The 26,887-nt window shown below is 55.2% G+C and carries 24 protein-coding genes; 15 read left to right on the top strand and 9 right to left on the bottom strand.

The features are described from left to right. The 4 genes from HOL66_10055 to HOL66_10040 all read left to right on the top strand — a co-directional run bounded on the left by HOL66_10055 (position 1) and on the right by HOL66_10040 (position 3,513). A complete protein-coding gene (locus tag HOL66_10055; GenBank protein ID MBT5244580.1) occupies positions 1–906 on the top strand; it encodes a cytochrome c in 906 nt (301 codons plus the stop codon). A gap of 87 nt (positions 907–993) precedes the next feature. Continuing rightward, entirely contained in the window at positions 994–1,986 is a 993-nt protein-coding gene (locus tag HOL66_10050; GenBank protein ID MBT5244579.1) for a LysM peptidoglycan-binding domain-containing protein, read from the top strand. A gap of 43 nt (positions 1,987–2,029) precedes the next feature. Then, positions 2,030–2,713 carry a phosphatidylserine decarboxylase gene (locus HOL66_10045; protein MBT5244578.1) on the top strand — a complete coding sequence of 228 codons (684 nt, stop codon included), beginning with the start codon at positions 2,030–2,032 and terminating at the stop codon, positions 2,711–2,713. A gap of 11 nt (positions 2,714–2,724) precedes the next feature. Next, positions 2,725–3,513, top strand: a complete 789-nt coding sequence (locus HOL66_10040; GenBank protein ID MBT5244577.1) for a phosphatidylcholine/phosphatidylserine synthase — start codon at positions 2,725–2,727, stop codon at positions 3,511–3,513. Position 3,514: 1 nt separating this feature from the next. On the opposite strand, the gene HOL66_10035 is transcribed toward HOL66_10040, so the two are convergent. Continuing rightward, positions 3,515–3,988, bottom strand: a complete 474-nt coding sequence (locus HOL66_10035) for a VOC family protein (GenBank protein MBT5244576.1) — start codon at positions 3,986–3,988, stop codon at positions 3,515–3,517. Positions 3,989–4,035: 47 nt separating this feature from the next. Here HOL66_10035 and HOL66_10030 point away from each other — a divergent pair, with 47 nt between their 5' ends. Beyond that, positions 4,036–4,671, top strand: a complete 636-nt coding sequence (locus HOL66_10030; protein ID MBT5244575.1) for a flavin reductase family protein — start codon at positions 4,036–4,038, stop codon at positions 4,669–4,671. Here the strand turns inward: HOL66_10030 and HOL66_10025 are convergent. From HOL66_10025 to HOL66_10010, 4 genes are all read right to left on the bottom strand, one after another. Next, entirely contained in the window at positions 4,668–6,245 is a 1,578-nt protein-coding gene (locus HOL66_10025; GenBank protein ID MBT5244574.1) for a PAS domain S-box protein, read from the bottom strand. The two genes, HOL66_10030 and HOL66_10025, sit on opposite strands and share 4 nt — an antisense overlap. Positions 6,246–6,319: 74 nt before the next feature. After that, positions 6,320–9,484 (bottom strand): efflux RND transporter permease subunit, encoded by a 3,165-nt coding sequence (locus HOL66_10020; protein ID MBT5244573.1) that lies wholly within the window; start codon positions 9,482–9,484, stop codon positions 6,320–6,322. After that, positions 9,481–10,563 (bottom strand): efflux RND transporter periplasmic adaptor subunit, encoded by a 1,083-nt coding sequence (locus HOL66_10015; GenBank protein ID MBT5244572.1) that lies wholly within the window; start codon positions 10,561–10,563, stop codon positions 9,481–9,483. The genes HOL66_10020 and HOL66_10015 overlap by 4 nt, the downstream gene beginning before the upstream one ends. Beyond that, positions 10,560–11,108 (bottom strand): PadR family transcriptional regulator, encoded by a 549-nt coding sequence (locus HOL66_10010; protein MBT5244571.1) that lies wholly within the window; start codon positions 11,106–11,108, stop codon positions 10,560–10,562. The genes HOL66_10015 and HOL66_10010 overlap by 4 nt, the downstream gene beginning before the upstream one ends. A 162-nt stretch (positions 11,109–11,270) precedes the next feature. Between HOL66_10010 and HOL66_10005 the strand changes: the two genes are divergently transcribed. From HOL66_10005 to HOL66_09965, 9 genes are all read left to right on the top strand, one after another. After that, positions 11,271–11,681, top strand: a complete 411-nt coding sequence (locus tag HOL66_10005; protein ID MBT5244570.1) for a GFA family protein — start codon at positions 11,271–11,273, stop codon at positions 11,679–11,681. A 105-nt stretch (positions 11,682–11,786) separates the two neighbouring features. Beyond that, on the top strand, positions 11,787–13,040 hold the full coding sequence (locus HOL66_10000) for a sarcosine oxidase subunit beta family protein (GenBank protein MBT5244569.1): 1,254 nt from the start codon (positions 11,787–11,789) through the stop codon (positions 13,038–13,040). A 15-nt stretch (positions 13,041–13,055) separates the two neighbouring features. After that, complete coding sequence (locus HOL66_09995) at positions 13,056–13,328, top strand: sarcosine oxidase subunit delta (GenBank protein MBT5244568.1); 273 nt, start codon at positions 13,056–13,058, stop codon at positions 13,326–13,328. Next, complete coding sequence (locus HOL66_09990) at positions 13,325–16,339, top strand: sarcosine oxidase subunit alpha family protein (protein ID MBT5244567.1); 3,015 nt, start codon at positions 13,325–13,327, stop codon at positions 16,337–16,339. Before HOL66_09995 ends, HOL66_09990 begins: the two co-directional genes overlap by 4 nt. Continuing rightward, the gene (locus tag HOL66_09985; GenBank protein ID MBT5244566.1) at positions 16,332–16,955 is read left to right on the top strand and encodes a sarcosine oxidase subunit gamma; all 624 of its coding nucleotides are present in this window, start codon (positions 16,332–16,334) and stop codon (positions 16,953–16,955) included. The genes HOL66_09990 and HOL66_09985 overlap by 8 nt, the downstream gene beginning before the upstream one ends. Before the next feature lie 15 nt (positions 16,956–16,970). Beyond that, positions 16,971–18,038 (top strand): peptidase C45, encoded by a 1,068-nt coding sequence (locus HOL66_09980; protein ID MBT5244565.1) that lies wholly within the window; start codon positions 16,971–16,973, stop codon positions 18,036–18,038. A gap of 264 nt (positions 18,039–18,302) precedes the next feature. Beyond that, complete coding sequence (nthA, locus tag HOL66_09975; protein MBT5244564.1) at positions 18,303–18,923, top strand: nitrile hydratase subunit alpha; 621 nt, start codon at positions 18,303–18,305, stop codon at positions 18,921–18,923. Beyond that, the gene (gene nthB / locus HOL66_09970; GenBank protein MBT5244563.1) at positions 18,920–19,591 is read left to right on the top strand and encodes a nitrile hydratase subunit beta; all 672 of its coding nucleotides are present in this window, start codon (positions 18,920–18,922) and stop codon (positions 19,589–19,591) included. Before nthA ends, nthB begins: the two co-directional genes overlap by 4 nt. After that, positions 19,588–19,944, top strand: a complete 357-nt coding sequence (locus HOL66_09965; protein ID MBT5244562.1) for a nitrile hydratase accessory protein — start codon at positions 19,588–19,590, stop codon at positions 19,942–19,944. Before nthB ends, HOL66_09965 begins: the two co-directional genes overlap by 4 nt. Here HOL66_09965 and HOL66_09960 read toward each other — a convergent pair. Genes HOL66_09960 through HOL66_09945 form a run of 4 tightly spaced genes read right to left on the bottom strand, consistent with a single transcriptional unit; the run spans position 19,936 to position 23,919 of the window. Then, positions 19,936–21,300 (bottom strand): MATE family efflux transporter, encoded by a 1,365-nt coding sequence (locus tag HOL66_09960; GenBank protein ID MBT5244561.1) that lies wholly within the window; start codon positions 21,298–21,300, stop codon positions 19,936–19,938. The two genes, HOL66_09965 and HOL66_09960, sit on opposite strands and share 9 nt — an antisense overlap. 49 nt (positions 21,301–21,349) lie before the next feature. Next, positions 21,350–21,922, bottom strand: coding sequence for a DUF924 domain-containing protein (locus HOL66_09955; GenBank protein ID MBT5244560.1), 573 nt, complete (start codon positions 21,920–21,922; stop codon positions 21,350–21,352). Then, positions 21,919–22,341 (bottom strand): hypothetical protein, encoded by a 423-nt coding sequence (locus tag HOL66_09950; GenBank protein ID MBT5244559.1) that lies wholly within the window; start codon positions 22,339–22,341, stop codon positions 21,919–21,921. The genes HOL66_09955 and HOL66_09950 overlap by 4 nt, the downstream gene beginning before the upstream one ends. Before the next feature lie 36 nt (positions 22,342–22,377). Then, complete coding sequence (locus HOL66_09945; protein MBT5244558.1) at positions 22,378–23,919, bottom strand: trimethylamine methyltransferase family protein; 1,542 nt, start codon at positions 23,917–23,919, stop codon at positions 22,378–22,380. A 249-nt stretch (positions 23,920–24,168) separates the two neighbouring features. Here HOL66_09945 and HOL66_09940 point away from each other — a divergent pair, with 249 nt between their 5' ends. Further along, positions 24,169–26,736, top strand: coding sequence for an FAD-dependent oxidoreductase (locus HOL66_09940; GenBank protein MBT5244557.1), 2,568 nt, complete (start codon positions 24,169–24,171; stop codon positions 26,734–26,736). Positions 26,737–26,887: the final 151 nt, after the last annotated feature.

Below are 26,887 nucleotides of genomic sequence, written 5' to 3'. Positions count from 1 at the left end.
ATTCGCACATGGCTTCTGGCGGGAGCGCTGGCTTTGGCGCTTCCGTCAAACCTGTTGGCGACCCAATCGACTGAACATATCGAGCGCGGGCGTTACCTGTTCGATGTCGCCGGTTGCCTGGGCTGTCACACGGACAAAAAAAACAAAGGCGCGCCGCTTGCCGGTGGCCGCGAACTGAAAACCCCGTTTGGGGTTTACTTCAGTCCCAATATCACCCCGGACAAGGAATTCGGCATCGGAAAATGGAGCGACGCGGATTTCCTGCGCGCCTTGCGTTTCGGCAAAAACCCCAAGGATGAAAATTACTTCCCGGTTTTTCCCTATACCTCCTACAGCAGGATGACCGACGCAGATATTCTCGATATCAAAGCCTATATCTTTTCCTTGTCCCCCGTCGCCGTTGCCAACAAGGAGCATCAGGCAGGTCTGGTTTTTGGCTCGCGTTTTATGGTCGGGCCATGGAAAGCCGTAAATTTCAGCGCCGGAACAATGCCGCTGGTACCGGGGCGCGGGGATGACTGGAACCGCGGCGCCTATCTGGTCGAGGCCCTGGGCCATTGTGGTGAATGTCACACCCCGCGAGACCGGCTTGGCGGCTTTCAGCGCCACGAACATATGGCGGGAACCAAAGATGGTCCCGGCGGCGAAATCATGCCCAATATCACCCCGGATAAGGAAACCGGCATTGGCAAATGGCCGGATGCGGACCTTAAGGCCCTGTTCACAATCGGCATGTTGCCCGATGGGGATTTTGTCGGTGGCGGAATGGCAGAAAACGTCACCAACACGACTTCAAAATGGACAAAGGATGATCTGGCGGCGGTCATCGTTTATCTGCGCAGCCTGCGGGCGATCCGAAACCAGGTCAAAAAGAAGAAGAAAACGGGTGATGACGATTTGTATTGAGTTTCGACCCTCATATTGCGCCTGAACCACCCCCGTACTAATCTAATTCTTCTGATTCGCTACCGGAAATTTACTCAGGGGAAAGCTTTGAACAGGCCATTTATAATTATTGCTTTGCTCGGCGTCGTTGCTGTCGCGGTTGCTATTGGCCTGAACTTCATGCCTCAGCAGCCCGAGGAAGCGCCGCCCCCGGCTGTCCAGGAGACAAAACCTGAAGCGGAGCCCAAACAGGCGGAACAGACCAAACTTGAACCGCCGACTTTTGATGTTGTGCGGGTCAACCCGAATGGTGACACGGTTATTGCCGGGCGCGCCATGCCGGCAAGCACAGTCGTCAATCTTGATAACGATGTTGAATTTGGTCGCGTTCAGGCCGACGACCGGGGCGAATGGGTGTTTGTTCCCGAACAACCACTGAAACCCGGAACCCACACCCTGCGCCTGAAAATGCTGGTCGATTCACGTGACCCGGTGATGTCGCTGGAAGACGTTGTCGTCATCGTTCCCGAAGCTGGCCAGGATATCGCAGGGCGCACGGGTGACAGCCAGGTTCTGGCTATGAAAATGAATCCGGACGGAACCACCACCGTACTGCAAAAACCCGGTGGCGAAAGCAACATCAAACTAAGCGTTGATGCCGTCGACTATGACGACCAGGGTAGCCTTTCGATCAGCGGCAGCGCCGAACCGGGAGCGACCATTCAGATCTATCTGAATAACCGTTTTATCGGCCACGCCAAAACCGGCCCCGACAATGGACAGGGAAGTGGCAACTGGTCCATGAATCCTGATGAACCGGTCAAACCCGGCCTGTACACCCTGCGCGCCGATCAGGTTGATAACGCCAGCAAGGTCATTCAACGGGTCGAATTCCCGTTCTCGCGCGCTGAACCAATGAAGGAAGAAATGAAGGAAGGTACCATCGTCGTTCAGCCGGGTAACAGCCTGTGGCGTATTGCCCGCTCCAGCTACGGCGAGGGCATCAACTACACAATTATTTTTGAAGCCAACAAGGATCAGATTGGCAATCCGGATCTTATTTATCCCGGCCAGATTTTCAAATTACCGGAAAACCAGTAATCTGGATGGCGCGATTTAATTTTTAAAGGAAGATACTGATTTGCTGAAGATCGTCATGGTTCCGATCAACCCTGCAGGATGGCCTTTTATCGGCCTGTTCGCCGCCGCTGCTGTCGGCCTGTTTATGCTGGCCGAGCCCCTGGGTTGGATGGGTGTGGTTTTAACCGCGTGGTGCGCCTACTTCTTTCGCGATCCGGATCGGGTCAGCCCGACCAGGACCGGGTTGGTGATCAGCCCTGCCGACGGTGTCGTACAATTAATAGACAGTGCCGTACCACCCCCCGAACTGGATATGGGAGACGAAGAGAGACCGCGTGTCTGTGTCTTCATGAATGTCTTCAATGTGCATGTGAACCGGGTTCCCATGGATGGAACCATCAGCCGGGTATCCTATCGTCCGGGCCGTTTTTTTAATGCATCCCTGGACAAAGCCAGTGAATTCAACGAACGCATGAGCATTCGTATGACGACAACCGACAATCACGATATCGCTTTCGTGCAGATCGCCGGGTTGGTCGCCAGGCGCATAAAATGCGATATCATAGAAGGCCAAAACGTCACCGCCGGTGAACGCTTCGGTCTGATCCGTTTCGGCAGCCGGGTCGATGTTTATCTGCCAAAGGGTGTCGAACCATTGGTCTGCGTCGGACAAACCACCGTCGCCGCCGAAACCATTATTGCCGATGTGAACGCCTCCGAAGCGGCGCGCACGGGTGCTGTTCGTTAAAGGGTAACATCATGGCTGGTCGCCGCAAACGGCCCGAGTGGCTTCACATCAACAAGATGATCCCCAACTTCCTGACCATTTTGGCCATCTCTGCCGGTATGTCGGCGATCCGTTTCGGCCTTGATGACAGGTGGGAACCTGCCGCCCTGGCCATTCTCGCCGCCGCCATCCTTGACGCCCTGGACGGTCGTATCGCCCGCATTCTCAAAGGGGCCAGCAAATTTGGCGCCGAGCTCGACTCACTGGCCGATTTCCTGAGCTTCGGAGTTGCCCCGGCCATGATGCTGTACTTGTGGGCGATGCAGGATGCGGGCCGTTTCGGCTGGATGCTGGCCTTGCTGTTCACGATTTCCATGGCGCTCAGGCTGGCCCGCTTCAACACCATGCTCGAAGATGAAGATCTGCCATCATGGACGAAGAATTTCTTCTCTGGAACCCCTGCCCCTGCTGCTGCCGGACTGGTGCTGACGCCGATGATTTTGTCGTTTCAGTTTGGTGATGATTTTTTCCGCCAACCGATGGTCGTCTCGTTTTTCCTGATTGGTGTCGCCGCCCTGGTCGTCAGTTCCATACCGACGTTCTCGTTCAAGAAAATCAAGGTGCCATCAAATCAGGTTCTTCCGGCAATGATTATTTCCGGCGCGTTTGTCACCGCCCTGGTCAGCGCACCGTGGACGACACTGTCGTGCGTTCTGCTGGTCTATTTGGCGACCATTCCCTTTAGTGTAAGAATGTATCGCCAGAAAATGGCCGAAAGCCCTTTATCAGAAGAAGACCCCGGGGATAGCGAAACACCCTGAGCTACCAGGTCTTGCTGTCCTGCCACCGGGTCAATGCCTCGTGAGCTTCTTTTTCAGTCTTTGGCGTGAACCCTTCAACCGGTGTCGTAAGTTCGATGACATAACCGTTGGGGTCGCGAAAATAGATTGAACGGATAAACTTGTGATCGGCCACACCGCGGGTTTCAATTCCGGCGTCCTTGCCTTTTGCCAACATCCTGTCCAGGGTTTCTTCATCAACTTCAAGGGCAATGTGCAAGTCGTAATCGTGCTGTTCCTTAAAGTCGAACGGGGTATCTGGGACTTCAAAGAAAGCCAGAAAAGACCCATCGCCCAATCTGAAAAAACTGTGTAACGCGTGAGTCGTACGGCCCGTCTTGGTTTCCTTGATGGGAAAGACGTCGGCCAGAGGCAATTCAAGAAAGTCCTCGTAAAATGCGCGGGTTTCTTCTGAATCCCGGCAACGGTACGCATTGTGGTGTAAGCCTTTGATCATCTGTATGATCCTCCGTGACGACTTAAGTATATGGCAAGGAACCGCCCGTGTTTTATGATACTAGCACTAATGAACATAATCTGCCCCATGATCCGTTCAAGGCCTGTGTCGCCCCCAGGCCCATTGGCTGGATTTCAACAATCAGTGCCGCCGGCATCACAAATATCGCCCCCTACAGCTTTTTTAATGGCGTCGCATCCAGCCCGCCGCAAGTCATGTACAGCACCAACGGCACCCAGCCCCATGGACCCAAGGACACGCTGACGAACATTCGTCAGGGCCGCGAATTTGTCGTCAATGTCGCTACCTGGGATTTACGCGAAGCCATGAACATCACCAGCCAGCCAGCCGGGCCCGAAGAAGATGAATTTGCCCTGGCAGGCCTGACACCCGAACCATCACAATTGATTAAACCACCCAGAATCGGTCAATCACCGATCAATATGGAATGCACACTGGTCGACATCATCGACCTTGCCACCAACAATCCGGATCAACCCAACACCATGGTCATTGGCCAGGTTGTCGGAATCCACATTGACGAAGCCGTACTAACAGATGGCATGATCGACAATGCCAAACTGAAATTGCTCTCAAGGCTTGGCTATAAAGACTATGCCTGTGTGGAGAACGTTTTTTCCATGACCCGCCCCGGCGATGGTGACAAGCTGGCCGGGCTTTAATCTGACGCCAAGGGGATATCGATCCAGAATGTCGAACCCTCGGCGGGGGTGCTCTCAAAGCCAATGTCCCCCTTCATCAGTAACATCAGTTCGCGGGCGATTGATAAGCCAATACCCGTGCCTTCAATTTTTTCCGCCACCACGCTGTTGCGTGCGAAGGGGTGGAAAATAAAGGGCTTGAAGGATTCAGGAATGCCGCTGCCCGTATCCTTGATGGACAAGCGTCCCATACCCTGTTCAGGGCGTTTTTCGCAGGTCATGGTGATGGTGCCGCCGCCCGGGGTATATTTGACGGCGTTTGACAAAATATTGATCACCACCTGACGTATCCGGCCCGGGTCTGCATGAACAAGCAATTCAGCATCACATGTGCAATTTATATCAAGTGTGATGGCTTTTCCTTCGGCCTGGTTTTCAATAAACGATGAGCATTCGACCATCCGTTCAAGCAACGGAAAATCTGTGGATACCAGTTTCACCGAACCCGCTTCCACCTTTGCCAGATCGAGAATTTCCGAAATCAAGCCAAGAAGATGCCGCCCACTATCGATGATGTGATCAATGTACTGATCTCGGTTTTCCTTCGTATCATCTTCGGGCATGTATTTCAGGAATTCACCAAAGCCAATGATCGCATTCAGTGGCGTTCTCAACTCATGGCTCATGTTTGCCAGGAATTCCGATTTGGCATGGTTAGCCATTTCAGCTTCTTCCTTTGAATTTTTCAGCTCTTTGGTGCGTTCCAGAACGCGTTTTTCCAATTCCGTATTTAACAGGTTCAGTTCTTCACGGGCGTTAATGGCTTCGGTGATGTCCTGAATGAATCCTATATGGGCGACGGCATCACCGGTTTCGCCGTATTCAACCTCGGCAAGTTCCCTTATCCATTGGACATCTCCTTTGTCATTGATGGTTCGATACTCAACGTCAAAGCCTTCCGGGACGATATCCGCTTTTTCGTATGTTTCAAGAACGAGGGCCCGGTCATCAGGATGGATCACACCGAGCATATCTTTATATGTTATCGGTAAATTTCCATTGAAGCTGTTGATGTCCCTATAGTTATCGGACCAATCGGTTATTTTCTGTTCGCTGAACGACCAGCGCCAATACGCCAGTTTGGCCTGACTTGTGGCGGCTTGGTACTTGGTTGTCAGGGTTCTGAGTTCCGCTTCCAGCATTTTCCCTTTCGTCAGGTCGTGAGCGGAAAACAGCAGGTAGGTCTCTGTTGGGGTTTCAAATTGCGAGATGGTCATCACGCAATAAACAGGATCCCCCGATTTATTTAGCAGGGTCGTCTCAAAATTCTTGACGAAACCGTCTTTTTCAAGCCGTTCGACCATTTCCTGGCGATCATCGAGGCTGGCCCAGATGTTTACTTCATCAACGGTTTTACCAATGACTTCATCACGACTGTAGCCAAACGAGATAAGCCAGGCTTCGTTGACATCGATTTGGCGACCATCCTCCAGGGTCGATATCCCCATGATGCTGCCACTTGTCTCAAAGCAGGCTTGAAACAGGTCAAGGAAATCAATTGACTGGATGTCGGAAGCAGACTGGTGTGGAGGCATTAGTGTTTCTTTTTTCTACTGAAAGTACACAACACCTTATCGCGTTATTTTAACAACGAGAAGACCCCTTACCTTCAAACCTTACTTGGCACCGCCTTGTCCTGACGCCTGCGTTCCAGCCAGCCGTGAACGTTGTCCTTGATCATCAGGGCGCACGGCGTCACCACCAGCGTCAGCACCGTGGCAAAGCCAAGACCGAAGACAATTGCCGTCGATAACTGTGACCACCACTGCATGGATGGTGCGCCAATACTGACATCACGGGCGATAAAATCGATATTGACGCCGGTGACCATGGGCATCAGGCCAAGCATGGTGGTGATCGTCGTCAGCAAAACCGGACGCAAACGCTGGGCGCCGGTGCGCAAGATCGCCTCGCGGGCGTTCTCCGCCGTTTCCTTCAAACGATCGTAAGTATCAATCAGGACGATGTTGTTGTTAACGACAATCCCGGCTAGGGCAATGACGCCGACCCCGCTCATGATAATGCCGAACGGTTGCCCAGTCACCAGCAGGCCAATGAACACGCCAATGGTCGACATGATCACGGCGGTCAGGATCAACAACGCCGAATAGAAGCTGTTGAACTGGGTGACCAAAATAATCGCCATGATAAACAGCGCCACCATGAAGGCTTTGCCGAGGAACGCCTGGGCTTGTCTCTGCTCCTCGTCCTCACCCTTGAAGGCAATTTCGACCCTTGGGTCCAGTTGGGCATTTTCAAGCCAGGATTGCAGTTCCTGAACCTTGTCTGCGGGAAGCATGCCATCGACGACATCTGACTTGACCGTCATCACGCGCCGGGCATCGGTGCGCTGGACGGTGCCTGTCTTGGGTCTGGCGATCCGCTTAACAAAGTTGCTGATCGGAACGCGCCCCGATTCCGTATTGATGCGAATATGGTCAAGCTGATTGATGGTCCTGTATTGAACCGGATAACGGGCCTGAATATCGATTTCCTCGTCAGCATCATTGGGCCGATAGCCACCCAGCCTGATACCGGTACTGGCCATCTTTATGGCCCGCCCGACAACATCGACACTGGCATTGAATTTCATCGCCTGAGCACGGTCGACCCGCAATTCCCAGTCAATACCGGGAAGCGGCCGCGAATCTTCAATATTGATCAATCCTTCGATGGAATGAAAACCTTGCAAAACGGTTTCTACGGCAGGTGATAACAATTCGGGGAATCGTGATGACAGTTCAATGGCCACAGGCTTACCCACCGGTGGACCGGATTCTTGCTTGCGCCTGTCGATAATAATACCGACCAGATCGGCGGTACGGTCTTCAATTTCATCCAGAATCTGATCGGCTTTGCGACGGTGTTGCCAGTCGTTAAACTGAAGCGAAATGATGCCGATGATGTCTTCTGCTTCCTGGCTGTTTTGTTCTTTGCCGGTGCGCAGATAAACCCCTTCGAATTCGCCTTTCTCTTTGCCAATTTCCAATACCCGGGATTCGACTTCCCCCATCAGGCGATCCATTTCATAGACCGACAGGTTGCCACGGGCACGGACTTGAATTTTTGCAAAATCGGGCTCTACTTCAGGGAAAAATTCAATTCCCTTGCCAAATGTCCCATAGATCACCTGCACCCCGACCAGCAGGACAAGCGCTGCCATCAGAATTTTTGCCGGATGGTTCAGAGCCATTTTAAGAATGTGGATATAGCCACCGGTAAAGCCGCCGGTTTCTTCAGGGTCATGGTGCTCGCTACCGGCCAGCAGGGTCATTTTATCGTGATCGGCATTACCGGGCTTGCCAATGAAGGCGCCCAGTGTCGGCACAAAGATCAATGCCATCAAAAGCGAGGCCGACAATGTCGCAAGCAGGGTAAGCGGCAGGAATTTCATAAACTCGCCAACCACACCGGGCCAGAACACAAGCGGCAAGAAGGCCGCCAGGGTGGTCGCCGTTGAGGCAATAATCGGCCATGACATACGTTTGGCTGCCAGCGCATAGGCAATACGGCGAGGCTCACCCTCGATCATTTTTCGATCGGCGAATTCGGTCACCACAATGGCACCGTCAACCAGCATACCGACAGCCAGGATCAAGCCAAACAGGACGACGATGTTGATGGTCATGCCGAAGCTCGTCAAAACCAGAATGCCGGTCAGGAACGAGCCGGGAATAGCGATACCGACAAGCCCTGCGGTGCGCAGGCCAAGGGCCGCGATAACGACGACCATGACCAGCAGAACGGCGGAAATGACATTGTTCTGCAAATCATTGAGCATGATCCGGATATCTTTTGATTTATCCTGGGCGAAACCAACTTTCACGGCGTTCCTCAAAGGTTCGGGCCAGTCAGCCCTTGCCAAGCGAACAACACGGCGGACATTTTCGATGGTGTCGATAATATTCTCACCCGTCCGTTTGGTGACTTCCAGAACCAGCGCCTGACGACCATCGTAGCGGGCGAAACTTTCAGCATCCTTGAAAGTGCGGCGAATTTCAGCAATGTCGGAAAAAGAGATCACGGCGTCGCCATCAGTCCTGATCGGCAGACCCATGATATCCTTGGTCGTTTCAAGCAACCCAGGCACTTTAAGCGAGAAGCGGCCATGACCAGTATCCTGTGCCCCTGCGGCAACCAGCAAATTGGACGCGGCGACCAATTGAACCGCCTGTTCTGGCGACAAGCCGTAACTTTCAACCCGCACCGGATCAATCAATACCTCGACCATTTCTTCGCGTTCGCCAGCAATTTTCACTTCCAGCACTGTGGCGATTGCTTCAACCTCGTCCTTCAGGTCACGAGCCAGCCGCAACAATGTGCGTTCTGGAACTTCACCAGCGAGGGTGACAAGAATAACCGGAAACAGGCTGAAGTTAACTTCATGAACGGTCGGGTCTTCGGTTTCATCAGGCAGGTCGGATTTCGCCAGATCGACCTTTTCACGAACATCGCTCATCGCCTTGTCGGAATCGAAGCCGGCATCAAATTCAAGGGTCACGCTGGCCCCGCCTTCGTAACCGGTAGCGCTCATTTCCTTGACACCTTCGATACCGCGAAGCTCCTGCTCCATGGGGCGAATGAGCAAGCGTTCGGCGTCTTCCGGCGAAATGCCTTCATGATCCATCTGCACGTAGACAATCGGGATGTTAATATCGGGGTCCGCTTCCTTTGGCACATCGATATAGGCTTTGGTGCCGGTGATCAAAATCAGCACCAGGGCTGCAAGAACCGTCCTGGAATGGGTGACCGCCGCATCAATAATCGCGTTCATGATGCCTGGTCTCCGGAGATTTTGATGCCCTGAACCTTCTGGCCGGAACGAACGAATTCCTGCCCGACGACGATCAGGTCAGCAGCTTCGGGAAGGCCTGTCAGCCAAATACCTTCGGGCGTGTCATCGACAATCTTCACCTTGTGAAATTGCACCACATTGTCCGTTCCCAGAACCTTGACGCCCAGCGCCCCGCGGTCATTTAAAGTCAACACAGCCGGGGTGATAAAGTGCGCCTTGATACGCCCCTGTTCCAGTTTCAGTTCTGTCGTCACGCCTTCGGAAATGGCGCCGCCCGGATTGGCGAGACCAACTTCAACCCGGAATGTCCGCGTTGAAGGCGATCCAACTTTTGATATGTAGGTGATAACCCCTTTTCTGGACACACTTCCTACCGTCGTAACTGTGGCAACATCACCCAGACTAAGACGGCTGGCGGCCTTTTCGGTAACCTCGCCAACAATCAGAATTGGGTCAAGGTCTACGACGGTGGCGCTGGCCGTACCAACAGCAACGAAATCACCAATATCAACAACAACATCATCGAGCACCCCTTCAAACGGGGCGCGAATGGTGGTGCGGCGAATATCGATGGTCATCGTGCGTAAATTGGCTTTTGCGGTTTCCAGGTCGGCTTTGGCTGCCGACAACTGGACTTTTGAGCGGAACTGCTTTTTCGATAACTTCTGGGCCGCTTCAAATGCGATGGCATAACGATCGACAATGGCTTTGGCTTCATTCAGGCGCGCCTGACGGTCATCCATGGCAATACGGGCAATGACATCACCTTTTTTGACGACCTGCCCCTTAACACCGGGGACCGCGACAATACGCCCGGATGTTTCAACCTTGATCTGAACCGAGCGCACCCCTTCGGTACGGCCAAACAACACGACCGAGCTTTCATGCATACGGGCAATGGAACGACGGGTTCTGACCTGGGTCAGGCTTTCGCTTTCTGGCGTTTTTGAACCCGAGGCGGTGTCAAGTTCGTCTGAATAGCCCGTGAACTGACCCGAAACGATCCAGACAAAAGCAACCAAAGCGACGCCAAAGGCAATCATGAAGGATTTTTTCATTGGCCAGTTCCTGTTTTAGCCAAGGCTTCATGATGATCACCTATAAGCAAATGACCATTTTCTTCCATATATTCGACGATACTGCGGTAGAGCATCCGCCCGAACCCGCGCACAAAAAGGCGCTTGGCAGGAACACAGCTATCATCCAGGTTTTCAACCTTGACCAGCAGCGTGCGGTAAAACTCAAGCTGCTGGTCAAACACCTCGCGCAGATGATCGGCTTCAAGGAATTCCTCCAGAAAGAACATGACCATCACTTCCGAACGCAGCTTGTCATCGGCAGGAGTTTTCTTCAGGGCTTTTCTCAAAGCCTCGCGACCTTTATCGGTCAGGGAATAGACCTTTTTATCGGGGCGGCCTTCCTGGCTTTCCTCACGCATACTGATCAGCTGTTGATCACACAACTTTGCCAGGGCCGGATAGATCGAACCAAAACTGACTTGATGGAAGTAGGCAAACGGTCCTTCTTCAAACATTTTCTTGATTTCATAACCGCTGGCATCGCCGCAAGTCAGTGCGCCCAGGCACAGATTTTTTGCATCCATGGTGTCCATTCCTTATATATATCGTGCTTGCATATATCAAAACGATATATATCGTGTCAACACATTAACTCAGTCGCATAATCGGCATCCAGCGTCGAGCCATGACTAGCAGTGGGGCGCTATTGGGAGAAAATGATCCCATCTGGGTCAAAGGAGGGGAAAATGAACGATCAGGACGATAAAATCACGACTGGTAGCTGCCTGTGTGGTGCGGTGTGCTTCAAAATCATCGGTAACTTGCGCCCCGTCAGCAATTGCCATTGTACCCAGTGTCGCAGGACCAGCGGCCATTTCGGCGCTTTTAGCGGTGCCCCTAAAGATTGCCTCACCTTTACAGAGGAAAGAGGATTGAAGTGGTTTCAGTCATCGCAAGAAGCCCGCCGTGGATTTTGTCATGAATGTGGCGCCAGCCTGTTTTATGACCACAGGGATGCCGCTCACATGGCCATTGCCGCGGGCAGCCTGGACGGGGCTACCGGTCTGGTCACGAAATCTCATATTTTCACCGACGACAAAGGCGATTATTACGAACTTTCCGACGATCTTCCCAAGCATGGAGCCTACCCGGGCTAAACAGCAACGGGATCGTCGTATTTCCGGCACCCCAGGTCGCAGCGTGGATAGACTGGATTAGCACCCTCTGCGAGTGATACGCTAGCTTAAAAGGGAGATATCGGGGTGAAGTCGAAGTATTCCATTTTCAGTCTTGTGCGTAACGCCATGGACCATCATCAAGGATGGGAACAGGCCTGGCGCAGTCCTGAGCCGAAGCCCGAATACGACGTCATTATTATTGGCGGCGGCGGTCATGGTTTGGCGACGGCCTACTATCTGGCCAAGGAGCACGGCATCACCAATGTTGCCGTTATCGAAAAAGGCTGGATCGGCGGCGGCAATACGGGACGCAACACAACCATTATCCGCTCCAACTACCTGTGGGATGAAAGTGCCCGCCTCTATGATAAATCCCTGAAGCTTTACGAGGGCCTGTCCCAGGAACTGAACTTCAACATCATGTTGAGCCAGCGTGGTGTGCTGAACCTTGCCCACAACCTGCATGACCTGCGTGAAATCAGCCGCAGGGTCAACGCCATACGCTTAAACGGTATCGATTCTGAGATGCTCAGCACCGCTGATGTCCAGGCCATGGTGCCGATCCTCGATTGCTCGAAGAACGCCCGCTACCCCATTCTTGGTGCTTCATTGCAAAAACGCGGCGGCGTCGCCCGCCATGACGGCGTTGCCTGGGGCTATGCCCGCGCCGCCGATGCCCGGGGCGTCGATATCATCCAAAAATGTGAAGTAACCGGCATCCTGCGCGATGGCGACACGGTCACCGGAGTTGAAACATCCCGCGGCACCATCAAGGCGAAAAAAGTCGCCATCGTCACCGCCGGTCATACATCCCACGTCGCCGCCATGGCTGGTCTTCGCCTGCCCATTGAAAGCTTCCCGCTACAAGCGATGGTCTCCGAACCGATTAAACCGGTGCTCGATTGTGTTGTCATGTCAGGTGCCGTCCATGCCTATATCAGCCAGTCAGACCGTGGCGAGATGGTCATGGGCGCCGGGATCGATCACTTTATTTCCTATACCCAGAAAAGCACCCTGGCCGTGGTCGAGCACCAAATGGCCGCCGTCACTAAACTGATCCCGATCCTCTCAAGGCTCCGGTTAATGCGCCAGTGGGCCGGTATTGTCGACACCTGCCCTGACGCCAGCCCGATTGTTTCAAAAACCCCGGTTGAGGGACTTTATGTAAATGGTGGCTGGGGCACCGGCGGTTTTAAGGGAACGCCCGGTTCCGGCTGGGTTTTCGCCCACACCATTGCCCAGGATCGTCCTCACGCGTTGAACGCGCCTTTCGCCCTTGAGCGCTTCACCACCGGCGCACTGATTGACGAGCACGGCGCTGCTGCCGTTGCCCATTAGGGAAGGAAATTTTCGATGTTCTTGATTAACTGTCCCTGGTGTGGTGAACGCGATGAAGAGGAATTTTCCTACGGAGGGGAAGCCCACATCGTCCGCCCCAAAGATCCCGACGCGCTAAGCGACGAGGAGTGGGCCGATTATCTGTTCATGCGTAAAAACACCAAGGGTGACTACCTGGAGCGCTGGAATCACGCCCATGGCTGTCGCCGCTGGTTCAATATGCAGCGCAACACGGCGACCCATGAATTCGGCGCGTCTTACAAAATCGGGGAGAACCCCCCGAAATGAGCACCTCGCGCAACAGACTGGCCGAAGGCGGGCGCATCGAGCGAACAAAGACCCTCGCCTTCACCTTTAATGGCCGGCGTTATACTGGCTTTAAGGGCGACACCCTTGCTTCTGCCCTGCTGGCAAACGGGGTTAAGGCCCTTGCCCGAAGCTTCAAGTATCACCGCCCGCGTGGCCTTTATTCAGCTGGTGTGGAAGAACCAAACGCCGTCGTCCAGCTTGAAAACGGGGCTCGCACCCGCCCCAACCTGCAAGCCACGGAAATTGAATTGTACGATGGATTGAGCGCCAAAAGCGTCAACTGCTGGCCTTCCGTGGAATTCGATATCGGTGCTGTCAATTCCCTGGCCGCCCGCCTGCTGCCTGCTGGTTTCTACTACAAAACCTTCATGTGGCCGAAAAGTTTCTGGATGGCTTACGAGAGGATCATCCGCAATGCGGCCGGGCTTGGCACCGCGCCAAAACTGCCAGACCCGGACACCTATGATAAAATGCACGAACATGCCGACGTTCTTGTCGTCGGCGGTGGCCCCAGTGGACTGGCCGCAGCACTGGCCGCCGGGCGCAGCGGTGCGCGTGTTATTCTTGCCGATCAGGAAGGCGAGCTTGGTGGCAGATTGCTTTCAGAAAATGAAACCATCGACGGCAAACCGGCCGTAGAGTGGATCGAAGACGCAACCCGGGAACTGACCGCCATGGAGGACGTTCGGGTTCTGACCAGAACCACCGCCTTTGGCTATTACGACCAGAATTACCTGGGCCTGGTTGAGCGCCGACATATTGATGTATCAAGGCCCGTATCCCATAGCAGTGAACGCCTGTGGCGGGTGCGCGCCAAGCAGGTTGTGCTGGCGACTGGTTCCATTGAGCGACCGCTGGTCTTCGCCAATAACGACCGTCCCGGCGTGATGCTGGCCGGAGCCTTGCGCTCTTACGTCATCCGCTACGGCGTCAGTCCCGGAAAGAAGGCCGTTATCTTCACCAACAACGACGACGCCTATCGTTCTGCCCTTGCCCTTGACGACGCCGGGATTACCGTCGCGGCCGTCGTCGACCTGCGCAACGACCCGGATGGTTCCCTGGTTGATGCCGTGCGGGCTCGCGATATCAGCGTCCTCGATGGTTGGGCGATCACCGCCGTGCTTGGGAAGATGGCCGTCAAAGCCGTCGAAATCAGCGAACTGTCTGCCGACGGAGATAACGTCGTCGGCCCGTCAAAAAGAATAGACTGTGACGTGCTCGGCTCATCAGGCGGCTGGAATCCGGTTGTTCATCTGCATTCCCAATCAGGCGGCAAGGCCCGCTTCGATGAAACCATTCAGTCTTTCGTACCCGGAGTTTCGGTGCAAAAGGAGCAGTCCGCTGGCACCTGCGCCGGAACATTCCCGCTGAAAGATTGCCTGAAAGGTGGTTACGCCGCTGGAAAGGCGGCGGCGAAACTCGCCGGGTTCAGCCCCTCTCGCCACAAGCAACCCGTTGCCGACGCGCTTTTTGAAGCTCCCTTGCAGGCGTTGTGGGTCGTCCCCACCAGCAATCAGGATGATCGCGCCAAGGGCTTTGGGGCCAAACACTTTGTCGACATTCATAGCGACGTCACCGTTGCCGATATCGAACTTGCGGCCCGTGAAGGCTACCAATCGGTCGAACACGTCAAGCGTTACACCGCCCTTGGCATGGGCCCCGATCAGGGTAAAACCGGCAACATCCCCGGCATGGCGGTACTCGGTCAGGCCCTTGACCAACCCATCGCAGACGTTGGCACCACCACCTTCCGCCCACCCTTTACGCCCGTCACCTACGGGGCTCTTGCCGGGCGCGATATTGGCGAGTTTTCCGACCCGGCCAGGCAAACCGCCATGCATCACTGGCACGAGCAAGCCGGTGCCTTGTTCGAGGATGTCGGTCAATGGAAACGTCCCTGGTACTATCCGAAACCCGGCGAGACCATGCAGGATGCCCTGAACCGGGAGTGTCTGGCCGCCCGCAACGCCATTGGCATTCTTGATGCTTCCACCCTCGGCAAGATTGATATTCAGGGCCCTGACGCTGCGGAATTCATCAACCGCATCTATACAAACGCCTGGATGAAACTGGGGATCGGCAAGTGTCGTTACGGGCTGATGCTCGGTGAAGACGGCATGGTCATGGACGACGGCGTCACCGCCCGGCTTGGCGACAATCACTTCCACATGACGACAACCACCGGCAACGCCGCCCAGGTCTTAGGCTGGCTTGAAGAATGGCTGCAAACAGAGTGGCCGGAACTTCAGGTCTACTGCAATTCGGTTACCGAATACTGGTCAACCATGACCATCTGTGGCCCCAGGGCCGGTGACCTGATGGCCGAATTCACAACTGACATTGATCTGGACACCGAAGCCTTCCCGTTTATGAGCTTTAAGGAAGGTACGGTCGGTGGCATACCGGCGCGGGTCTTCCGCATCAGTTTCACCGGCGAGTTGTCTTATGAAATTAACGTTCCCGCCAACATGGGCCTTGCCCTGTGGACGGCGCTGATGAATGCCGGGGAAAAATACGGCATCACCCCGTACGGCACAGAGACCATGCATATTCTGCGCGCCGAAAAAGGTTACATCATCGTCGGCCAGGAAACCGACGGCACCATGACGCCACTGGATTTGGGCATGGACTGGATCGTTTCCAAAAAGAAAGACTTTATCGGGCGGCGCTCGCTTAACCGTGCCGATTGCGTCCGCGAGGGCCGCAAGCAACTGGTTGGCTTGCTGACGACCAACCCGGCGGACGTCCTGCCCGAAGGGGCGCAACTGGTATCTGTTCTTAAACCGGCCCCGCCCATGGACATGATCGGCCATGTGACATCGAGCTACTACAGCGCCACCTTGGGCCGCTCCATCGCCCTTGCCGTCGTCAAGGATGGCCGCAACCGCATGGGAGAAACCATCCACGCCCCCATGGAAGACAAGACTATGGACTGCGAAATTGTAGACCCTGTCTTCTTCGATAAAGAAGGGAGCCGCATCGATGGTTGAGAGCTACATGAAGCAAAGCGCCCTGGCTCACCTTGGCCTTAATGCCAGAGCTATGCAGGAAGAACCTGTCGGCGTTGAACTGAGCGAACTGCCGGCAAACGGGCAGATCGGTCTCAGGCTCGACCCGACCAACAAGAAAATCCGTGACGCAGCGCAAAAAGCCTTAGGCTTCGCCCTGCCCGTCGATCCCAACACGGTGACAACCAAGGGTAAAAAGCAGGCCCTGTGGTTTGGCCCCGACGAATGGCTGCTGACAATGCCCGCAGAGCAAACAAGTAAACTGCTTACATCCTTAAGCAAGACGCTGGAAAGTCATCACGCCGCCGTCTTTGATGTATCGGACAGCCGCCTTACCCTTTGTCTGTCAGGGGGCAACGCAAGGGACGTGCTAAAGAAAGGCTGCGGACTGGATCTGCACCCACGTACTTTCGGCCCCGGCCAGTGCGCCCAGTCGACCCTGTCCATGGCCCACGTACTGATCCACCAGAGCGCAGAAAACAAAAAAAACAAAGCCGCCACCTATCACCTGTATGTCCACCGCAGCTTCGCCCAGTATCTGTGGACATGGCTTGAGGATGCATGCCATGAATACGGCGTTAAAGTGTCCAGCGGCTAAGGGAAAATTACTCCAATGACAATAAGAACAATAACAGCATCGGGTGATGCCTATAGTGTTGGGCGGACAATCGGCGAGGCAATTGCCGAGACCGTACAAAAGGTGACCGTCCACGTTGAAGAGCTGGTGGCGCTGGAGCAATGCTGGGGCGGTTCAGATTACGTTGACCAGATGTTGGCGGCGACGCGTCAGTCCTATCCGACATATATTCGCGAACTTGAGGGCATGGCCGATGGCATGGGTATCCCGTTCGATCGTGCTTTTCTGTGGAGTTGTCGCGGCGACTTACGCTGGCCCGATGATATCTCGCCAGAAATTGCCTTAGGCCTTGGCGAAAGCTGCACAACACTGATCATTCCGGCCACCGGCGATCAACCGGCAACCATTGCCCATAACGAAGATGGTTACGGGCAATTTGAGGACTATTGCTTCTGGATTTCGGTCAAACCTGACGGTTGTCCGGGCTTTGACAGTTTTATCTACCCGGGCATGATTCCCGGCCACACCATGGCGGTCAATCATGCGGGCATTGTGCAAACCATAAACGATATTACTGTCCATGATTTGAAACCCGGCATACCGCGCCATTTCATCTGTCGGGCTGTGCTTGACTGCATGTCCCTGGACGCGGCCATTGACGTGCTCAAGCGGACCGACCGGGCTGGCGGTTTTCATCACAATCTGGGATCGGCCACGGAAGGACGATTGCTTTCAATCGAAGCCCCGGCCAGTGACTTCGCCATCAAGGAAGTTACCAACACCCCGTCAGCCCACGCCAATCATCTGGTTTCACCTGAACTGAAGGACAAGGCGCAAACCATCGGCCAGTCCACATCAGTGCGTCAAGACCGCGCCGATGAATTGCTTTCCCAGGGCGCGCTGGCGGAAGGTGGGCCGACCCGTATTCTGTTTGAATCCAAACCGGCCCAAGAAATTCTTCGCACCCCTGACGATGCCAGCGCCGATACCAATGTAACCCTGGCCACCGGGATTTTTCAGATCAGTAAAGAAGGCGTCAGCTACGCCATTCACGACGGACCCGACAAGCAGAACGCCATCAAGACTGATCTGCTGGTCGGCTGACCTTCAAAAAACGAGCTGAAAGTAAAATTAACGACAGGATGGTGGCGATAAAGATCGCTTCATACAGGCCGATGGCGCCGCGCGTATTTACAATTGCCACCCGGCAAGTTGCAGATCGGCCCTGTGGCACGAATTTGAGCAGAACCACCCCGAGACGTTCTGCGGCATGTATCGGTTCTGGTGTCAAAAAAGCCGAACCGGTAACCTCAACATGGAATCCGTTTCCTCAACCATGCTAGACTTGGCCAGCAGGGAGAACCGCTAATGCCTCACGACGGCGACCATGACCACACAGACCCACCCAGCGAAATCGCCCTGCGGGTGAAAGCCCTCGAAAGCCTGTTGACCGAAAAGGGACTCATTGACCCTGCGGTGCTGGACGTCATCATCGAAACCTACGAAACCAAGGTAGGCCCCCATTGCGGCGCCAAGGTGGTGGCCCGGGCCTGGAGCGATGCAGAATACAAATCAAGGCTACTTGATGACGCGACGGCGGCCATTGCCGAGATGGGCTATGAGGGTCGTCAGGGCGAACACATGGTGGTGGTGGAAAACACCGCCCACGTCCACAATCTTGTCGTCTGTACGCTCTGCTCCTGCTACCCCTGGCCGGTGCTGGGCCTGCCGCCGGTCTGGTACAAGTCGGCACCCTATCGTTCAAGAGCCGTCAGCGAACCGCGTTCCGTTCTCGCCGAATTCGGCACCACTCTCGACCCCGAAGTTCGGATTCAGGTGTGGGATTCAACATCGGAGATGCGCTACTTGGTGCTGCCAGAACGCCCCGACGGGACGGAAGGTTGGTCGGTTGATGAACTGGAACGCCTTGCCAGCCGCAACTCCATGATTGGTGTCGAGAAAGCCGCCAGCCCCGAGGAAAGCACATGAACGGCCCTCACGATATGGGCGGCGTCGCCGGTTTCGGCCCCATCAATGCCGAGCCGGAACGCGAAGAACCCCTGTTCCACGCCGACTGGGAGAAACGCGCCTGGGTTATAACACTGGCCTGCGGCATGCTTGGGCGTTGGACACTGGACATGTCGCGCCATGCCCGTGAACGGCAGGAGCCAGAACGCTATCTTGCCAACAGCTATTTTGAAACCTGGATGGCCGGGCTTGAAACTTTACTGCTGGAAAGTGGCCTGATAACGGCTGGGGAACTGAAAAGCGGGAAGTCCCTGGATATTCCGGCCCCCGTCGCCGTCGATGCCGGGCGGGCGTGGGAAATCCTGGCGACGGGTGGCCCGACCCTTATGGATGAACCCATAGAGCCGCGCTTTAAAGTCGGACAGCAAGTCCTGGCCAAAGACAATCAACCGCAGGGCCACACACGGGCACCCCGTTACGTGCGCGGTCATGTGGGTTGTGTTGAGGCTTATCGCGGCGTCCATGTTTTTGCTGACGCCAACGCCCTACGCCCCGAAGACGGTGGTGGTCGGCGCGGTGAACCGCTTTATACGGTGCGCTTTGCAGCCCGTGAATTATGGGGCCAGGATGCCAGCGCCCACGACAGTGTCCTTGTCGACCTGTGGCAGCCTTATCTGGAGGGCCAATGATACCCCCCCTGCCGCTACAGCCCCATGACGGCGAGGGCCCTGTTTTCAAAGAGCCGTGGGAGGCACAGGCCTTTGCCCTAGCCGTTGAGCTGTCGCGCCGTGGGTTGTTCACATGGCCCGAATGGACGGAGGCCTTTTCCAGTGAAATCAAGGCGGCGCAGGCCGCTGGCGATCCCGATCTAGGCGACACCTATTACCAGCACTGGGCGCGAGCCCTGGAAAAACTGATCGACAGCAAGGGCGGCATCGATGGCGCAGCTGTCAGCGCGCGGGCGGAAACCTGGCGGCGGGCCTATCTCAACACGCCCCATGGCCAGCCTATCAACCTGAATGCCGGTTTGAAATCATCCTGACGAACCCGGCTTCCGGCTGACCTTCAAAAAACGTATTGAGAGTAACAACAAGGACAGGATGGTGGCGATAAAGATCGCTTCATACAGGCCGATGGCGCCGCGCTCATTTGCAATTCCAAGCCACCAGCCAAGTGGTGCCAGCACAATCATGAAGGCGAAGTTCTGGATCAAGGCGGGAGCCCAGATACCACCCGCGCCCCTCAAGGCATTGACCATCACTGCCTGACCGCCATCGGCAATGATAATGATGCCGCAAAAGGCGACCAGCGGGGCGGCGGCGGTAATAACCGCCGGGTCATTGGAATAAGCGCTCGACAGAAGACTGGAAAACAGGCCGAACATCAATCCGATCAATCCCATGAAAACCACGTTGACGCCGAGCCCGGTCCAACCGGCAAGTTGTAGGTCGGCCCTGTCACCACGGCCACGGGCAATGCCGACGCGCACCACCGTCGCCGAAGCAACCCCCAGGGAAACCATAAAGGCCATGGATATCAGATTATGGGCAATGGAATAGGCAGCAAGTGGAACGCTCCCCAACCATCCGGCAAACAACCCGACGCAGGCAAACGCAATGGATTCGCCACCGATACTGGCGGCTGAGGAATAACCGACACGGCGCTGCTCTGCCCAGGCTTTCCAACCCCCGACCGGGGCCAGCCTGACACCGAAAATATGGTGATCGTGCATGGTCAGGATATAGGCGACGATGGCGAAGGCAAGCAGCCAGCGGACAACGGCGGTGGTTATGGCGGAGCCTTCCGCCCCCATCGCCGGGAAACCCAAATGGCCGTACACGAATACCCAGTTTAAGGCGACGTTAACAACGTTGGCGACGATCATCGCCAGCATCGCCGGTTTTGGCCGCTTGATGCCTTCCAGAAATAGCGACGAGGTAATGGTCACCAGATAGGCGGGCAGACTTAAACCAAGAATAAACATGATCCGCCCTCCCCCTGCGGCCAGATCAGACGTCTGCCCCGCCGCCGATAGGAACTGTTGGCCAAACATGGCGACAACACAACCGGCCATTCCCATGGCAAAGGCGTAAGGCATGGAGCGTCTCCAAACCGCGCCACATTCTTCAAACTTTTCCATGCCAAAGGCGGTCGACGTCATGACTACCGTTCCCATGACCATGCCCAGCAGAACCAAAAACACCGGCATGAAGGGCATCAGCCCGATGGAAAGATAGCCAAGCTCTGTGGTGCTGAAACGCCCGACCATGATGGTATCGACCAGGGCCATGGTCATGACACCCGAACGCGCAACAATAACCGGCCACGACAGGCGCAGCACTTCGGACACATGCCGGACCATGCGTTCTTTCAGCCAGTTATCGCGAATTGATCCCATCGACCACCCTTACCTTTTTAAGGAAAGACTGGCGACACTTTTTTAATGCTTAGAACGATGAATTTGGCTGTTCGAGAAAAGCCTTCTCCTCTGCCGTGCTTTCGCGGCCAAGGGCGATGTTGCGATGGGGGAAGCGACCGAAGCGGGCGATGATATCATGATGGGCAACAGCCCACTTCTGATGGTCTTCGTTTCCCGCCGCCTTGAACATATCAATACAGCGCAGTTGGTCATCCAGGGATTCAGAATGCTCGAATGGCAAATAGATAAACATCTGCTGGGACGGCGCGAGGTTTTGATCAAAGCCCATGCGCACCGCTTCATTGGCATAGGACAGCGCCCTTTTATCACCACTAAACATAGCGGCGGTATCGCGAAACAGGTTCCTTGGAAACTGGTCAAGCAGGATGATCAGAGCCAGCGCATCCATCTGGTTATTCATCAAGCCGCTGTAACCACCATCCAGAGCGACATCAACATCGGCGGCAAAATTTTCACGAATCTGATTATCAAAAACGGGGTCTTTGGTAAACCATTCGGGGCGGCTGGCGCCATAAACTTCAGACCCTTCCTCACCAAACCAGAAATCACGAACCCGCCCGGCTACGTCACGACCACTCATGCGCTTTCTCCCTTTTGGATCGCCACAGAAGGAACCCACAAATATCCGTCGCCATCGATGATGAAAGCTTCGCGCAGTCCGTGCGGTTTGTCCATGGCACCGGCCAAAACTGTGTAACCCAGATCGCGGGCTTTTGCCTCTGCATCATCGGGATCACGATCATAGAGGCGCAATTCAGCGCCGATGCCACGCGGAATATCCTCTGACAAACTACCCGTTAGCGGGTGATCATTGTAAGTGTGATCGGCGTGCAGCATCCATAAGGCATCACCGCGCCGGAGCACGGCAAAATCCGGATCGCTATAGATAATGGTGGCATCCAGAACCTGCGTCTGGAAAGCAAGCGCCACTTCCACATCAGTGACCAGCACATTGACGCCCAGACCTTTCAGGGTGCAACCAAAATCGTCAGCCGCCATCCATGGATCACCTTCGCGCTTTTTCATGTCTGTACTTTATATGTTTGAGTCAGGCACCGCCGCCTTTTTTTCGGCGATAAAGGCTTTAAGGGCTTCGTCGATGGCCGGGTCAATATCCGGCTCCTGATAAGAAGCCAGTTGATGCTTCCATTGCGCATTTGCGCGCTGGGCGGCATCAAGCGAGCCTTCCTGCTCCCATTGCTCGAAGGATTCATAATCGGCAACGGAGGAACGGTAAAACGCGGTTTCAAAATTGGCCTGGGTGTGAGCACAGCCCAGATAATGACCACCGGGACCAACTTCGCGCACCGCGTCCATGGCCTGGCCGGATTCACTGAGATCAATACCGCTGCAGACCACTTCCATCATCGCCAGTTGATCGGCGTCCATGATGAATTTCTCGTAAGAACTGGCAAGCCCGCCTTCCATCCAACCGGCCCCGTGCAACATGAAGTTGACGCCGCCCATAACGCCCGGCCACAACGACTGGGCGCTTTCATAAGCGGCCTGGGCATCGGGCAGTTTCGATGAACACAATGAGCCACCCGAACGGAACGGAACGCCAAGACGACGGACCAGTTGCGCGGCAGCCAAAAGAACCTTGGTCGGCTCAGGCGTGCCGAAGGCGGGAGCTCCCGATTGCATGGACATGGTCGAGGAAAACAGGCCAAAAACCGATGGTGCTCCGGGATTGACCAGTTGGGTAAAGGCGATCCCGGCCATGCCTTCGGCCAGGGCCTGGGCCAGCACGCCACCGACGGCGGCCGGGGCCATTGCTCCTGCAATCAAAAACGGGGTGACGATGGTCGCCTGACCGGCGCGGGCATAGACCTTGAGCGCCCCCAGCATGGTGTCATCGAACGTCATTGGTGAGTTGGCGTTAATCAAACTCAAGGTAACGGCGTTACCAGCGACAAATTCCTTACCAAAAACGATTTCCGCCATGGCCACCGTATCGGCGGCCCGTTCCGGGTGTGTGACCGAACCCATGAACGGCTTGTCGGAATATTTGATATGGGAATAAACCATGTCCAGATGGCGCTTGTTGACGGGCAGATCGACCGGTTCGGTGACCGTGCCACCGGAATGATGAATGGCCGGGGCCATGTAGGCGAGTTTAACAAAATTGCGGAAATCCTCGATGGTGCCATAGCGGCGACCCTGATCCAGATCATGAACAAAAGGCGGGCCATAAACGGGGGCAAAGACCAGTGAATTTCCGCCTATTCTGACGTTGCGTTCCGGGTTCCGGGCATGCTGGATAAATTCATTGGGCGCGGTTTCAATCAGTTTTCGCGCCATGCATTTGGGAATACGAACCCGTTCGCCCTGAACATCCGCACCTGCGGCTTTCCACATGTCCAGTGCTTCGGGGTCATCACGGAATTCAATACCGATTTCCTGCAAAATGGTTTCGGCATTGGCCTCGATGACCTGCAAGCCTTCTTCGCTAAGGATTTCCGTATAGGGAATGTTGCGGGTGATATAGGGCTGGCTGACGGCTTTCTTGGCCTCGCGGGCTGTACGCCGGGCATCACGTCCGCGCCTGCGCGGCGCTTCAGAAGCGGTTTCAGTCATGTTTTGGCTCCCTTAAATTAATTCTTACCTTTAAGCATATAGGGGCTGAAAAAGCGCCACACTAACCCGCTTGCGCCGCCAACTGTTTCACCCCCGTCATTCAATGCCATTAAGGCGAAAAGGAGACATCTTTTGTCGCAGGTTGATTAGCCGATAGCACCTCCCCCTTGCTACGAAAAAACAGTATAATTTGCAGGGTCTTCCCTTGTCTTAATCAAGTTGGAAGAAGCGCATGAAGGAGATTTAGGCATGTCGAAATTCCACAAAAAAGCGGATGTCGTGATCATCGGGCTCGGTGGCATCACCGGGGCGTCGGTCGTGCATCACCTTATTGAGCGGGGCTGGGACAACATCATCGGCATCGACAAGTCAGGCATCCCGACCGATATCGGCTCAACCGGACATGCGTCAGACTTTTGCTTCACGACCGCACATGATCAAATGACGTTCTACACGACAAAATACTCCATCGACTTCTTCGAAAAGCGTGATCGGTATTCGCGGATCGGCGGCATCGAGGTCGCCCGGAAAGGCGACGATGAACGCATGCGCGAGCTGGAGCGCCGTGTCAGTTCCGGGCGCGCCTTCGGCAGCCGCGTCTCGCTGATCACGCCGGAAGAGGTGAAGAAGCGGATGCCGCTGGTCGAAGAAGACATGATCCAGGGTGCCCTGTGGGATCCGGATGCCGGCTTGGTCATTCCGCGTTCTCAGATCGTCGCCGGGGAAATGATCGAAGAAGCCGAAGCAACCGGCAAGCTGGAAATCATGCCAAATACACCGGCAACGGGCCTCGACATTGAAAACGGTCGCATAAAGGGCGTCGAGACGTCGCGTGGGTATATTGAAACGCCACAGGTCGTCGTTTGTGCCGGCCTTTGGGGTCGCCTGATCTCCGAAATGGCTGGTGAAGATTTGCCGGTTATGCCTGTCGACCATCCGCTGACCTTCTTCGGACCGTACAAAGAATTTGAAGGCACCGGCAAAGAGATCGGCCATCCGCTTCTGCGCGATCAGGGTAATTCCGCCTACTTGCGTGACACCGGCGATCCGAAAACTGCCGAGGGTGGCCAAATCGAATGGGGCTACTACGAAGAAAAAGAGCCGCGTATGGTACATCCACGCGACCTTCAGGAAAAAGAAGAAGCCCGCCTGTCGCCATCCCAACGTGATCTTGACATGGAACAAATCATTGAGCCGTTGGAACGCGCCATGGAGCTAACCCCAATCCTGGGTGAACTGGGCTATAACGAGAAGCATTCCTTCAACGGCCTGTTGCAGGTCACGGCCGATGGTGGTCCTTCCATCGGTGAATCGCCCAACGTACGCGGTCTGTGGTACGGCGTTTCGGTCTGGATTAAAGATGGCCCCGGAACCGGAAAAATAATCGCTGACTGGATGACGGACGGCCGCACAGAGATCGATCACGCCAGTATCGATTATGCGCGCTACCATCCGATCCAAACGACTGAGACCTACATCCATGATCGCTGCTACGAGACGGCCTTCAAAATCTACAATCCGCCGGTCCACAACCGCGAGCCCTACTCCAAGGGGCGGAATATTCGCACGTCGCCTTACTACCTCCGAGAAAAGGAAATGGGCGGCTATTTCATGGAAATCGCCGGTTGGGAGCGCGCCCATGGCTACGCCGCCAACGAAGAGGCTTTGCTGGCTAAATATGCCGAGCGTGTGCCGGAACGTCTAAACGAATGGGACAATCGCCACTTCTGGCGGGTCTCCAATGCTGAGCATTTGGAGCTCTCGGAAAACGTCGGCATGGTCAACCTGTGCCACTTCGCGATCTACGATGTTTCGGGCCGTGATGCAGAACAGCTTGTGGAGTATGTGTCCTCAAGCAAGGTCGCCGGTGATACGCCGGTGGGCAAAGGTGTCTACACCAACTTCCTTGATGCGAAAGGCGGCGTGCAAGCGGATCTGACCATTTTGCGTCTGGCCGAGGATCGTTTCCGCGTCATCGATGGTGCCGACGCCGGCAACCGCGACAGCACCTATCTGCGCCGCATGGCCCAGGACAAGGAGTGGTCGGTGTATGTCGAGGATCGGACCAATCAGTTCGGCTGCATCGGTGTCTGGGGGCCCAATGCGCGTGCCAGCCTCAAAAAGCTGGCCGACAATCCAGCCAGCCTTGATCCGGAAAACTTCCCCTTCGCCGCGTGCCGGGATTTCACGTTGCGCGGTGTGCCGGTTAAGGGTTTCCGTATCTCCTATGTCGGCGAGCAAGGGTGGGAACTGCACTTCCCGCTCAGCTATGGCCTGGCCCTTTGGGACATGTTCTTTGAGGCCGGCATCACCCCGATTGGGATCGAGACCTACGCCAACAGCCGTCGGCTGGAAAAGAGTTTACGCCTACAGAACGCGGACCTGCTGACCGAATACAATCTGCTCGAAGCAGGGCTTGCCCGACCGAAGGTAAAGGCCGCCGACTTCCACGGCAAAGCTGCCAATATCGAACAACGCGCGCGGGCCAACCAACCGGCCTATCTGTGCACCATGACTATGGTCGACAACATCGATAAGGACGGCGTCCCACGGTTCCCCGTGGGCAACTGCCCAATCGTCCATCCGGCCACTAATGAGGTGCTGATTGATGAGATGGGGCGGCGCTCTTACACCACGTCGATTGCCTACGGCCCGACAATCGGAAAGAACATCGCGCTTGGCTACCTGCCGTTTGAACACTGCGAAGAAGGCCGCCAACTGGAAATCGAGTACTTCAATCAGAAGTTCCCGATTGAAGTCGCCGCCGTCGGCTACAAACCACTTTACGACCCAATGAACGAGCGGCCTAAATCGTAGCTTTCGTACTCAAGCTGGAGATTAAAATCTCGGCCATGCGCTACAAAACGACTGTCATCGAAGAAAGTCCGTACGATCCGGGCAACGAGAAGATACGGGCGAACGGCTAGAACCGCACTCAACCGTCACCCCGGACTTGATCCGGGGTGAC

It is taken from the genome of Rhodospirillaceae bacterium (assembly GCA_018662005.1).
Taxonomy (GTDB): domain Bacteria; phylum Pseudomonadota; class Alphaproteobacteria; order Rhodospirillales; family JABHCV01; genus JACNJU01.
Note: the sequence above shows the minus strand (reverse complement) of the source record. Positions and strands in the feature narration are given on the sequence as shown.